The 11846-nt window shown below is 71.4% G+C and carries 11 protein-coding genes and 2 pseudogenes; 6 read left to right on the forward strand and 7 right to left on the reverse strand.

The annotated features are described in order from the left end of the window. The first annotated feature begins 49 nt into the window (after positions 1-49). On the forward strand, positions 50-1228 hold the full coding sequence (locus ACWC0C_RS16220; protein ID WP_450864557.1) for a thiolase family protein: 1179 nt from the start codon (positions 50-52) through the stop codon (positions 1226-1228). Positions 1229-1231: 3 nt separating this feature from the next. On the opposite strand, the gene ACWC0C_RS16225 is transcribed toward ACWC0C_RS16220, so the two are convergent. Continuing rightward, entirely contained in the window at positions 1232-2005 is a 774-nt protein-coding gene (locus ACWC0C_RS16225; RefSeq protein WP_450864558.1) for a TVP38/TMEM64 family protein, read from the reverse strand. A gap of 90 nt (positions 2006-2095) precedes the next feature. Further along, the gene (locus ACWC0C_RS16230) at positions 2096-2755 is read right to left on the reverse strand and encodes a GNAT family N-acetyltransferase (protein WP_450864559.1); all 660 of its coding nucleotides are present in this window, start codon (positions 2753-2755) and stop codon (positions 2096-2098) included. Positions 2756-3161: 406 nt separating this feature from the next. Here ACWC0C_RS16230 and tuf point away from each other — a divergent pair, with 406 nt between their 5' ends. Next, positions 3162-4334, forward strand: coding sequence for an elongation factor Tu (gene tuf, locus ACWC0C_RS16235; protein WP_449195387.1), 1173 nt, complete (start codon positions 3162-3164; stop codon positions 4332-4334). Positions 4335-4428: 94 nt separating this feature from the next. Then, positions 4429-5274, forward strand: a complete 846-nt coding sequence (locus ACWC0C_RS16240; protein ID WP_450864560.1) for a spermidine synthase — start codon at positions 4429-4431, stop codon at positions 5272-5274. A gap of 41 nt (positions 5275-5315) precedes the next feature. Here ACWC0C_RS16240 and ACWC0C_RS16245 read toward each other — a convergent pair whose 3' ends face one another. Further along, the gene (locus ACWC0C_RS16245) at positions 5316-5594 is read right to left on the reverse strand and encodes a hypothetical protein (protein WP_450864689.1); all 279 of its coding nucleotides are present in this window, start codon (positions 5592-5594) and stop codon (positions 5316-5318) included. Positions 5595-5648: 54 nt separating this feature from the next. After that, positions 5649-5726, reverse strand: a pseudogene (locus tag ACWC0C_RS16250) (zinc-ribbon domain-containing protein); the annotation flags it as partial. A 223-nt stretch (positions 5727-5949) separates the two neighbouring features. Here ACWC0C_RS16250 and ACWC0C_RS16255 point away from each other — a divergent pair. Then, entirely contained in the window at positions 5950-6078 is a 129-nt protein-coding gene (locus tag ACWC0C_RS16255) for a hypothetical protein (RefSeq protein WP_450864561.1), read from the forward strand. 306 nt (positions 6079-6384) lie between these two features. On the opposite strand, the pseudogene ACWC0C_RS16260 reads toward ACWC0C_RS16255, so the two are convergent. Next, a pseudogene (locus ACWC0C_RS16260) lies at positions 6385-6588 on the reverse strand (hypothetical protein); the annotation flags it as partial. Positions 6589-6720: 132 nt separating this feature from the next. Beyond that, a complete protein-coding gene (locus tag ACWC0C_RS16265) occupies positions 6721-7755 on the reverse strand; it encodes a hypothetical protein (protein WP_450864562.1) in 1035 nt (344 codons plus the stop codon). A gap of 139 nt (positions 7756-7894) precedes the next feature. Here ACWC0C_RS16265 and ACWC0C_RS16270 point away from each other — a divergent pair, with 139 nt between their 5' ends. Next, complete coding sequence (locus ACWC0C_RS16270; protein ID WP_450864563.1) at positions 7895-8347, forward strand: DUF4442 domain-containing protein; 453 nt, start codon at positions 7895-7897, stop codon at positions 8345-8347. A gap of 104 nt (positions 8348-8451) precedes the next feature. On the opposite strand, the gene ACWC0C_RS16275 is transcribed toward ACWC0C_RS16270, so the two are convergent. After that, complete coding sequence (locus ACWC0C_RS16275; RefSeq protein WP_450864564.1) at positions 8452-9270, reverse strand: UTP--glucose-1-phosphate uridylyltransferase; 819 nt, start codon at positions 9268-9270, stop codon at positions 8452-8454. Between the two features lie 303 nt (positions 9271-9573). Between ACWC0C_RS16275 and ACWC0C_RS16280 the strand changes: the two genes are divergently transcribed. After that, complete coding sequence (locus ACWC0C_RS16280) at positions 9574-11523, forward strand: RICIN domain-containing protein (protein WP_450864565.1); 1950 nt, start codon at positions 9574-9576, stop codon at positions 11521-11523. Positions 11524-11846: the final 323 nt, after the last annotated feature.

The raw sequence follows: 11846 nt of genomic DNA on the forward strand, positions 1-11846 counted from the left end.
CCGCCGCCCGGCGCGCTGTGGACAGCCACGCGGCCAAGGAGGCCCCGCCATGCGCGACGCAGTGATCGTCGAAGCCGTACGCACCCCCATCGGCAAGGGCAAGCCGAACGGCTCCCTCGCCCACGTCCACCCCGTGCAGCTGCTCGCCCATACCCTGCGCACCCTGGTCGAGCGCTCCGGCGTCGACCCCGCGCTGATCGACGACGTCATCGGCGGCACCGTCGACCAGGTCGGCGAGCAGGCCATGAACACCACCCGGTACGCGGTCCTCGCCGCCGGCTTCCCCGAGACGGTCCCGGCGACCACGGTGGACCGCCAGTGCGGCTCCTCGCAGCAGGCCGTGCACTTCGCCGCGCAGGGCGTCATCGCCGGCGCCTACGACCTCGTGATCGCCTGCGGTGTGGAGTCGATGAGCCGGGTGCCGATGTGGTCCAACGTGCCGGAGGGCAAGGACCCGTTCGGGCCCGGCGTCGCCGAGCGCTACCCGGAGGGACTGGTCCCGCAGGGCATCAGCGCGGAGCTGATCGCCGCCAAGTGGTCCCTCACGCGGGAGCGGATGGACGAGTTCGCCGTCTCCTCGCACCGCAAGGCAGCCGCGGCCTGGGACCAGGGCCTGTTCGACAGCGAGATCGCGCCGCTGGACGGCGTCGCCCGCGACGAGTGCGTCCGCCCGGGGAGCACCCCGGAGATCCTCGCCGGCCTCAAGCCCGCCTACTACGACCCCGGCTTCGCCGAGCGCTTCCCGCAGATCGAGTGGAACGTCACCGCGGGCAACGCCAGCCCCATCAACGACGGCGCCTCCGCGGTCCTGATCACCTCCAGCGAGACCGCGGCCCGCCTCGGCCTGCGCCCGCTGGCCCGCCTGCACAGCTTCGCCGTCACCGGCTCCGACCCGCTGCTGATGCTCACCGGGGTGATCCCGGCGACCGAGAAGGTGCTGCACAAGGCGGGGCTGAAGGTGTCCGACATCGACCTGTTCGAGGTCAACGAGGCGTTCTCCAGCGTGGTCCTGGCCTGGCAGCAGGAGACCGGCGCCGACCTGGCCAAGGTCAATGTGCACGGCGGCGCGATCGCCCTCGGCCACCCGCTCGGCGCCAGCGGCACCCGGCTGACCACCACCCTGGTCCACGCCATGCGCGAACGCGGCGCCCGTTACGCCCTGCAGACCATGTGCGAGGCGGGCGGACTGGCCAACGCGATGATCCTCGAGGCCGTCCGGCCCGTGTGACCCTTACCGGCCGCGCAGGTGATGGCGCTTGCGCCAGGCCACCACCGCGCCCAGGAGCGCCGGTACGGCGATGCAGGCCATCGCGATCAGGAAGGCGGGGGACGTCGGTGTCGAGGCGCGGGCGCCGGCGACCGCGTAGGCGGCGGTGTTCGGGACCGACCCGACGGCTGTGGCCAGCAGAAACGGCCACCAGCGCATACGGGAGACGGCCGCGCAGTAGTTCGCCACCCAGAACGGCACGCCCGGGAAGAGCCGGGCCGCCAGCATCGACCGGAACCCGTGCCGGCTCAGCTGCCCGTCGGCCGCCTTCAGCCAGCGTCCCCGCAGCAGCGGGCGCAGCGCGTCCTGCCCGAGGAGGCGGCCCAGCCCGAACGCCGCGCCCGCCCCGAGCACCGTGCCCGCCAGTGACGTGGCCAGCCCCAGCTGCGAGCCGAACAGCGCGCCCGCCGCGAGGTTCAGCAGGGGCCGCGGTACGAACGCCACGCTGCACAGCCCGTACGCCCCGGCGAACACCACGGCCGCCGCGGCCCCGCCGAGCTGCGGCGGCCAGCCGTGGGTCAGCAGCCGCTGCGGCTCGAAGAGCAGCACACCCGCCCCGGCGCCCGCGAGCAGGGTGAGCAGCAGGGAGAGCCGGGCGTAGGGGGACAGGAACGCGCGCGTGCAGCGGGCGGCGAATCCCACCCGGGGCAGGGCTGCCACGGGTACGACGAGCTCCGTGGCGGCGGCCCGGGGAGAAGCCGTGGCGGTGCCCCCAGAGCGGTTGGTGGCATCGAGCACGTGACCCCCTAGAAGAAACCGGCTTCCAGGCATCATAGGGAGCCGTCCCGCAAGGGGGAGCCGGCCGGTGCCGCTGGGGGCGGGGCCTGCTCAGGCGGGGGCGGAGACGTCGGTCGCCGGCCGGCGGCGTTCAAGAACGCGAGCGATCCGGCGTTCGAGCCCCTCCCGGCACTCCGGCCACTCCGCCGCGGTGATCGAGAAGATCGCGGAGTCACGCAGCCGACCGTCCTCGCCCGGCACCCATGACCGCGACCAGTTCCGCAGCACGCCCTCGAACCGAGCGCCCGACTTCTCGATCGCGGCCCGTGAACGACCGTTGCGCGCGTCGGTCTTCAGGTCGAGGCGTGCCACCCCCCAGTTCTCGAAGGCGTGCCGGAACAACAAGTACTTGGCCTCGGTGTTCACCCCGGAGCCCTGGGCCGACGCCGCGAGCCAGGTGAACCCGACCTCGACCGCGCACAGCCCGTCTCCTGCCGGCCACAGCCGCGGATCCCAGTAGGCCGTGGCCCCGACCGCACGCCCCGACGCCCGGTCCACCTGCGCGTACGGGGCGAGCTTCCCGGCGGCGGCACGCTCGAGCTGGACCTCGATGTACCGGTCGACCTCGGCCGCCGTGGGCACCCAGGTGAACCGGTACGAGCCGCGGTCCTCCTCCGCCGCCACCGCCAGGTCCGCCGCGTGACGGTGGTCCAGAGGCTCCAGCCGCACCAGCGCGCCTTCCAGAACCGGTCCTTCCAGGATGAAACTCATCGATCGCCACTCCCGCGTCAGCTCAGGCTCGTACCAAGCCCGCAGCGTTCCAGAGCCCTCGCCTCGTGTCGCGCGAAATTCGTGGCGGAGCGGTCGCCGCCGGCACGGACGCCTGGATCACCGACGCCGGAGGAGCACCCGCCTCAACTCGCCCACAACCGAAAACCATTCGACGCCGCAGAAGCCGTCGGCGATGATCGACGGCATGTTCCGGTACGCCTTCCTCCTCGCAGCATCCGCAGTCGCGGATGCGCCGAAGGCTGCCGTCCTGATCCTCGTCGCCGCTGTCGACGGCGCCCGAAGCTGACCCTCTCCGGAACGTCCGGCGGACCCCGCAGGGGGAGGGTCGGCCAGTCCTCGGGGTCCCGCACTTCTTCACACGGCTGAGAGGCTTCGAGGTACAGCCATGTCCAAAACCGCCTACGTGCGCACCAAGCCGCACCTGAACATCGGCACCATGGGTCACGTCGACCACGGCAAGACCACCCTGACCGCCGCCATCACCAAGGTCCTCGCCGAGCGCGGCACCGGCACGTTCGTGCCGTTCGACCGCATCGACCGGGCCCCGGAGGAGGCCGCCCGCGGCATCACCATCAACATCGCGCACGTCGAGTACGAGACCGACACCCGGCACTACGCCCACGTGGACATGCCGGGCCACGCCGACTACGTCAAGAACATGGTCACCGGCGCCGCGCAGCTCGACGGGGCGATCCTCGTCGTCTCCGCGCTCGACGGGATCATGCCGCAGACCGCCGAACACGTGCTGCTCGCCCGGCAGGTGGGCGTCGACCACATCGTCGTCGCGCTCAACAAGGCCGACGGCACGGACGACGAGGAGCTCATCGACCTCGTCGAGCTGGAGGTCCGCGACCTGCTCACGGCCCAGGGTTACCCGGGCGACTCCCTACCGGTCGTGCGGGTCTCGGGGCTCAGGGCGCTGGAGGGCGACCCGCGCTGGACGGCGTCCGTCGAGGCGCTGCTCGACGCGGTGGACACGTACGTGCCGATGCCGGAGCGGTACCTGGACGCGCCGTTCCTGCTGCCGGTGGAGAACGTGCTCACCATCACCGGCCGGGGCACGGTCGTCACCGGCGCGGTGGAGCGGGGGACGCTCCGCCTCGGGGACCGGGTGGCGGTGCTGGGCGCCGAGACGGAGACCGTGGTCACCGGCCTCGAGACCTTCGGCAAGCCGATGCAGGAGGCGCAGGCCGGGGACAACGTGGCGGTGCTGCTGCGGGGTGTGCCGCGGGACGCCGTCCGGCGGGGGCATGTCGTGGCGGCTCCGGGGAGTGTCGTGCCGGCCCGGCGGTTCTCCGCGCGGGTGTATCTGCTGTCGGGGCGCGAAGGGGGTCGTACGACGCCGGTCGCGACCGGGTACCGGCCGCAGTTCTACATCCGTACGGCGGACGTGGTCGGGGACGTCGACCTCGGCGAGGTGGCTGTCGCCCGGCCCGGGGAGACGGTGGAGATGAGTGTCTCGCTGGGGCGTGACGTTCCGCTGGAGCCGGGGCTCGGATTCGCCATCCGTGAGGGTGGGCGGACCGTTGGAGCCGGGACCGTGACCACGGTGGAGTGAGGCGGGTGGGCGTGGGGGACTGCCGGCGCGTTGTGGCTGGTCGCGCAGGTCCCCGCGCCCCTTACGGCCCACTGTCACCAGGCACAATGGAGGGGTGAACGAAGCCATACCGGTCACCCGCGCCACCGATCACGGCACCGCCAAGCTGATGCCCGACGTCGACCGGGCGCGGGCCTGGCTGCTCACCGTCGACGGGGCGCCGCAGTCGTACGTCGATCTCGATGAGCCGGCGCATCTGGAGTTCGAGTACGCGCGGCGGCTCGGGCATGTGCTGGATGTCGTGGCCGAGGCCGGGCGGGCGCTGGACGTGGTGCACCTGGGCGGGGGTGCGCTGACGCTGCCCCGGTACGTGGCGGCCACCCGGCCCGGCTCCCGGCAGGACGTCGTCGAGGCCGACCGGGGGCTGCTGGAGCTGGTCACCGAGCGGCTGCCGCTGCCGGAGGGCTCGGGCGTCACGCTGCACGCGGCCGACGCCCGGGCCTGGCTGGAGACGGCGCCGGACGACTCGGCCGACGTGCTGATCGGTGACGTGTTCGGCGGGTCCCGGGTCCCCGCCCACCTCACCACGCTCGCCTACGCCCGCGAGGCCGAGCGGGTCCTGCGGTCGGACGGCGTGTATCTGGCCAACCTCGCGGACGCGGCGCCGTTCGCCTTCCTGCGGTCCCAACTGGCCACGTTCGCCCGGTACTTCGCGGAGCTGGTGCTCATCGCCGAGCCGGGCGTGCTGCGCGGACGGCGGTTCGGCAACGCGGTGCTGGCCGCCTCGCACCGGCCGCTCGACATCGCCGCACTGGCGCGGCGCACGGCGGCGGATGCGTTTCCCGCACGGGTCGAACACGGTGCGGCCGTAAGGGAGTTCACCGGTTCCGCCCGGCCCGTCGAGGACGCCGACGCCGTCCCGTCACCCGAGCCGCCCGACGGGGCGTTCGGCATCGGCTGACGCCTGGCCGTCGACGCGGCATGTCGGCGCGGCCCGGTGAGTCATCTTCCAAAGACTGTGTGACGGATTTCCCGATTGCGTTCCTCGATCCAGTCGCGCATCATTGCGAGGTCTACGAGTAGCCAGATGAATACAGCGCCAAGGAACACGATGCCGACGAATATAAAGCTTCCGATGGCGCCCAAAACGAAGAGAATCAGGTATAGCCACCACAGTGGCTTCCCGGCGTAAATTCGGTGCAACCCAATGGGGAAACCTATAGCCGCTGCCACATACCCAGTGAGTACCGTCAGCTTCCGGGAATCGTATTCTGCGTACATGGCACCCAGCGTGGCCATCGCGGGAGAGGTCTCAGCAGCAGCATTCTGTGGGTGACCGCATTCTGGGCAAAAGGCGGTAGTAGGGGCTATCGCTGTTCCGCAGTTGGCGCACTTAGTTCCATCTGTCATCATTCACCAGACCCCTCATGCGGGAGCGCGCCTCTCACCTGTGGGGAGGGGCCCCTACCAGATGCAAGGGCTAATGATCTTCCTTGCTTCTATAGTGCGCCATCGAGGTCTCTGCTGCATCTGCAGCCCCTTATCGGAGTGGCCGGTTCTGAGCGTGGCGCGATCGGCAGTTCGTCCTGCTCGTCTGCGCACGGGTCATTTCCGTGCTGCCCTGTACGCCCCGGCGATGGACGGCCTTGTGCCACTGGTCGTGCCTGCACACCGTCTGCAACAGGCCAACGGGCTGCTGCGGGTGGGCACCAATGGCTCCCTGCTGTTGGGCCTGGCGCTGTCCGGGGTGGCGGCGCGGGACTAGCCGCCCGTGTGCGGGTACCGTCCCATTCTGACGGCCGTGTTGTGCACTTTTCCGGCCGCCGTGCCGATCGCTCTGCTCAGCGCCGAAGCTCCCGTATGGCTGATCGCCACGGGTTCGGCTCGCTGGCGTTCGCCCCGCTCGGACTGCTGATTGCCGGACCTATCGGCGCCGCCGTGGGCACCAGCCAAGCCTTGGCCGGCTGTGCAGCTTTGATCGTCCTGGCGACCACGGCCGCCCTTCTCGCACTGCAGGTGCGCAACCTGCCTGCCGTGGCCGATGTCTCTTCCGGCACGGCGTCTTCGGCGGGGGGAAGACGCAGAGTGTGCCGGCGAGGAGCAGGCGGCGGGGTTTCCCGCGGCCGATGGACTCCCGTCGGCCGTTGCGGAGATCGGCCGGCATGCCCTCGCCGGGTGTGCGCCGCGGGATGTGACTGACGTCGAGGCAGGATCGCAGGGCGCCGACGAGGGCGGCTCCGTCGAGTGCGAGCACCCAGCCGGGGCCGACGCTGCTGCGGTGAGCGGGAACACCACCAGCGGCAGGGTGCACGCCCCGGCGACGAGTCCCACGTCCCCGCCGTCGCCGCCCGCGTCCGGCAGGGAGTAGGTGCGGCCCGCCCAGGAGGGTCTGCGCGGGCCGTGCGGCTCACTGGTTCGTCGGGGTTCCGTGCAGCCGTACCGTGCTGAGGACCTTCAGGACGGTGGCCTTGGGCACCTCGTCGTGCACGCCCGTGGCCCCGAAGAAGTTGAACGACACGTAGTCGTGGACCGAGTTCTGGAAGCCGAAGGTGAGCGCCTTGCCGTCGGAGACGCACTTGCCCTTTTGCGGCGTGTGGGTCGACTGGGCCCATGCGTAGCTGCCCTTGATGCCCGACGCCGTGGTGAAGGACGTGGCCTTCTTGTCCCAGGAGATGCTCTTCTTGTCGGGCTGGGTGTAGCCGCCGTAGACCCACCAGGCCGGCGTGTTGATCGCGATCTGGTCCGTGTCCTTGGCGCCGCTGGCGCCCTTGACGCCCGCGGCCCCCAGCTCGGTGTCCTCGGTCCGGCCGTCCTTGTCGTCGTCGGAGGTGCACCACTTCGGCTTGTACTCGGCGATGCCCGACATCGTGATGCCCTTGTCCGACTCGCTCTTCGGGAAGTCGAAGCCGATGGCGATACCCGGCGACTGGACCTCCCAGTCCGCGGGCACGTCGTAGGCGACACCCCACTTGGAGTTCACCACGACCTTCCAGCCCGGAATGGTCGGCTTCTCCGTATTGGTACCGCGCGGATCGTCGGTCGCCGACGAGGAGGCCGTGGACTGGGAGGTCGGTGACTGGCTCGCGTGCTGCCCGCCCTTGCCACCGCCGGCCTGGTCGTCCTTGCCGCCCTTCTTGCCGAGGACGAGATAGCCGGTCACGGCGGCGGCGACCACGACCGCCGTGGCCGCGACGATCGCGATCAGCTTGGTGCGGCCGCCGCCCTGCGGAGGCTGCGGGACGGGCATGGTGGGCGGTTGCGGCTGCCCCCACTGCGACTGCTGGCCGTACTGCCCGCCCTGCGGATACTGCTGGTATCCGGGCTGCTGGTACGGGTTCGGCTGCTGGTAACCCGGCTGCTGGTACGGATTGTGCTGCGGGTTGTTCTGTCCGGAGTTCCCCGGGTTCTGCGCGCCCCCTGGCGGCTGCTGATCTGGCCACATGGCCCGTAACCCTAGTGCGGTCCCGGACACGATTCGGTCACCGGCCCTCTTCAGGGTCGTAGCGATACGTCGAAGCGGTCAGCGGGCGAGCGGCGGTCCGTGCTGGTCAGATTCTGCTACTCGTGAGTAACATGGCGCCATGAGCGCAGACCAGATGTCGATCGGCGAGATGCTCGCCGCCACCGTGCCCATGGCCCGGACGCTGAACCTGGAGTTCCTGGAGACCACTCCGGACCAGGCGGTGGTGTCACTGCCGGATCAGGGCGCCTATCACAACCATGTGGGCGGGCCGCACGCCGGTGCGATGTTCACGCTCGGGGAGTCGGCCAGCGGGGCCATCGTGCTGGCCGCCTTCGGGGACCAGCTCTCGCGCGCTGTGCCGCTCGCCGTGCGTGCGGACATCGCCTACAAGAAGCTGGCGATGGGCGCCGTCACCGCGACCGCCACGCTGGGCCGTCCGGCCGCCGAGGTCGTCGCCGAACTGGACGCCGGGGAGCGCCCCGAGTTCCCGGTCGCGATCGAGATCCGGCGCGCGGACGGCGCCGTGACGGGCGAGATGACTGTCGTCTGGACGCTGCGCCCCAACGCCTAGGCGCGGCAGCGAGGATGAGAGGGGCTGCTCGGTCAAGGGCCCCTCTTGTCGAACATGTGCCCCTCTTGTCGGGCATGTGCCGCTCTTGTTGAACATGTGCCGCACTATGCGGCCCGGCGTCCCTCCCGGCTGCCGGTGGCGTCGTCGTCCTCCAGGTCCGCCACGAACTCCTTGAACCAGCCGGTGAATTCGGGGCCGAGGTCCGGGCGGGCGCAGGCCGGCCGGACCACCGTGCGCAGGTAGTCGGCCTTGTCGCCGGTGTCGTAGCGCAGGCCGCGGAAGACGACCCCGTGCACGGCGCCGCCCGCGGCGAGGTCCTGGAGGGCGTCGGTCAGCTGGATCTCGCCGCCGCGGCCCGCCGGGGTGCGCTCCAGGGCGTCGAACACGGCCGGGTCGAGGACATAACGGCCGATGACCGCGTACCGGCTCGGCGCGGTCCCGGGCGCCGGCTTCTCCACCAGCCCGGTCACCCGTACGACGTCGTCCTCGCCGGCCGGCTCCACCGCCGCGCAGCCGTAGAGGTGGATCTGCGCCGGGTCGACCTCCAGCAGTGCGACCACGCTGCCCGCGTACCGCTCGCGGACCTCCAGCATGCGGCTCAGCAGGGTCTCGCGCGCGTCGATCAGATCGTCGCCGAGGAGGACCGCGAACGGCTGGTTCCCGACGTGGTGGCGGGCGCACAGCACGGCGTGGCCGAGCCCCAGCGGGTCGCCCTGGCGGATGTGGTGGATGTCGGCGAGCCGCGCGGGATCGCGTACGGCGTCCAGGCGCACCGTGTCGCCCTTGGCCGCCAGTGCCTGCTCCAGTTCGAAGGCGTGGTCGAAGTGGTCCTCGATGGCGCGTTTGTGACGGCCGGTGACCATCAGGATGTCGTCGAGACCGGCCGCGGCGGCCTCCTCGACCACGTATTGGATGGCGATCATGCGGCCCATGCTGGGGGGCGCGGATGAGAGGACGCCCGGAGAAACATGGGAACCGGCTGTGAAGTGATACCGCCGGTAACTGTTGTGTAATTCACCGACTTTGAGGCCGAGTCAATCGCACTTCTTGTTTCCTGTGAGTCGCGTGTGCGAAGGTGATCCTCCCCGCGGGAGGGCCAAGGTGGGCGTCGTATGCCCAGGCCGGCCCTTTAGGTATGTACCAGATCCAGGTGTGCACCACATGGCACTGCTTTCCGACAGGACGGCATTTCACGTGCGGTCCTGCGGCTGGAAGGAAATGGTTCCGTGCAGTCCCCTTACCCCCCACGCCCGCCGTATCCTCCGCTGCCCGGTTCGCCCGGGGAGTCCGACCGCAATCTCGTCTCCTGGCTCGGCGGCCCCCACCCCGCCCGCCATCACGCCGTCGCCCTGCTGCTGGCCCGCCACTGGCGAGCCGCCCGTGACTACGCGATCGTCTGTCTGGCCTCCGCCGGACCCACGGCCCAACTCGTGGCCACCGCCGCCTTCCACGAGGTCCTCGGCCGGATGGCGGGCGGAGTGATCGGCGGCGCCCTGCGCCCGCAACTGCTGGTCGCCGTCCGCGACATGGTCCGCGCCTGGGCGGCGGACGACGTGGCCTGTGCGACTCTGCCGGAATTGCGCAAACCCACCGGTGGTCGCGGACTGCGCGCGACAAATCCCGGAACGCCGGAAAGAAGGCAACTCGCCGAACGCGCATTCCGGGCTCTTCCCGGCGCCTCGCAATGCCTTCTGTGGCACGCCGAGGTCGAAGCCGAACCCATAAACATACCCGCTGGTCTGCTGGCGGTCGACCCCGCCACCGCGACGGCCGCCCTGGAGCAGGCGCGCGAGCAATTCCGCGCGGGTTGCGTACGCGCCCACCGGGAACTCGCGCCCACCAAGGAATGCCGCTTCTACAACCGGCTCCTGGACGTCCCCATGCGCCGTGGCGGCGCCCTGCTGCCGGATGTGCGCCGGCATCTGACGGTCTGTGCGTACTGCCGGCACGCCGCGGAAACCTTCGCGCTGTTCGACGACGGCCTCGGCCTCCTGCTCGCCGAGACCGTGCTCGGCTGGGGCGCCCGCCGCTATCTCGACTCGCGCCCCGGACACGGCGCCGCCGAGGAGCCGCCGCCCGCGCCGGAGCCCGGCCGGGCGGGAGCGGCGGCCGGAGGCAGGCATCGCACCGGGCCCAACAGCCGCCACCGCAAGGCCGTCGTCATCGGCGTAGGACTCACCTCGCTCGCGCTGCTCGCCACCGTCCTCGTGGCCAGAAGCTGGTCCGATGACAACGGTGTCCCCACGCCCGGCGCCACCTGGGGCGCCCCCGCCGGTCACACCACCCGGCCGGGCGGCACCGGCACCTGGGCCGTCACCTCCCCCTCCGCCGCCTCGGCCGGCGACCCCGTCGAGATCGCCCACGGCAGCCTGCGCGGCCTCGCCTCCGGGCGCTGCCTGGAGGTCGGCGGGGCCGGCGTCCAGGCGGGCGCGGGGGTCGGGCTCGCGCCGTGCTCGTCCGCCGCCTCGCAGCAATGGTCGTACCAGGACGACGGATTGCTGCGCAGCGCCGCCGACCCGTCCCTGTGCCTGGCCGCCGACCCCGGGACGAAGAGCGTCCTGCTCGCCGGGTGCGTCGTACCCGCCGGAGAGGTGACGTACGACTTCACGGTGCGCGGCGAGATCCTGCTCCGTCGGCACGAGGACCTCGTGCTCGCTCCGGGCTCCGACAGTTCCTCCGCCCGTGTCGGGCTGGTACGGCGCGATGGTTCGACGCGGCAGCGCTGGGTGCTGGAGCCGGGTGCGGACGGGGTACGGCGGCCGGAATCGGCGCCGGGCGGGGCGGGTGTTCCGGGGGTTCCCGGTGCCCCGGGAGGTGCGGGGGTTCCTGGGCTTCCTGGAGGCCCTGGTGCTCAGGGCGGGGCGGACGCGCCCGCCCGCGGGGGGCCGGAGGACGGGGGCGGCGGGCCCGGGCAACCGGGGAAGCCGGGGAACCCGGGTGAGGCGAACGAGACCCGGATCGCTCAGGTCCGTGCCGGGCACGAGCGGCGGCGGGGCGGTTCCGGGTCGGCCGGCGTGGTGGCGCGCGTGGCGCGTGTGGTGCCCGCGGTGCACGGAGTGCGTTTGGTGCACGTGGTGCGCGGAGGGGGTTCGGTGCACGTGGTGCGCGGAGGCCTCCCGCCGGTCACCGACCCGGCCGCCGCCGTGTCCGCGACCGGGCGGACACTGCTCCACTGACGTGTCGTGGGGCGCCTGGACGCGTTCGAGCCACGGGGCCGAAGTCATGCGGAATTTACAGACTTCGAGCGGATGTCCCGGCGCGTTGCTGCCGGGTGAGTGCGCGGTGAATGAGGCGGGCGGTTTGCCGGAGTTGTGGTGGTGCGGCGCGTGGACCCGGGCGGTCCCGCGCCCGCACACGTGAGGGGGAATGACCGCGTTTCCCAGTCCTTGCGGGGAATTCGGCCCACTGGCCGAATCGATGTCACCGGCCGTGAAAAGGGCGCGGCGTTATTGACCCGTGAGTAAGCCAGGGCTAGTTTCCGGTGCCCTCGCATCAGATC

This window comes from Streptomyces sp. NPDC001709, from assembly GCF_053596375.1.

Bases quoted from the DNA above. Each gene is read 5' to 3' on its own strand.
- ACWC0C_RS16220 (WP_450864557.1), top strand. From the start codon at position 50: ATGCGCGACGCAGTGATCGTCGAAGCCGTACGCACCCCCATCGGCAAG.
- ACWC0C_RS16230 (WP_450864559.1), bottom strand. From the start codon at position 2,755: ATGAGTTTCATCCTGGAAGGACCGGTTCTGGAAGGCGCGCTGGTGCGG.
- tuf (WP_449195387.1), top strand. From the start codon at position 3,162: ATGTCCAAAACCGCCTACGTGCGCACCAAGCCGCACCTGAACATCGGC.
- ACWC0C_RS16245 (WP_450864689.1), bottom strand. From the start codon at position 5,594: ATGTACGCAGAATACGATTCCCGGAAGCTGACGGTACTCACTGGGTAT.
- ACWC0C_RS16255 (WP_450864561.1), top strand. From the start codon at position 5,950: ATGGACGGCCTTGTGCCACTGGTCGTGCCTGCACACCGTCTGCAACAG.
- ACWC0C_RS16265 (WP_450864562.1), bottom strand. From the start codon at position 7,755: ATGTGGCCAGATCAGCAGCCGCCAGGGGGCGCGCAGAACCCGGGGAAC.
- ACWC0C_RS16270 (WP_450864563.1), top strand. From the start codon at position 7,895: ATGAGCGCAGACCAGATGTCGATCGGCGAGATGCTCGCCGCCACCGTG.
- ACWC0C_RS16275 (WP_450864564.1), bottom strand. From the start codon at position 9,270: ATGATCGCCATCCAATACGTGGTCGAGGAGGCCGCCGCGGCCGGTCTC.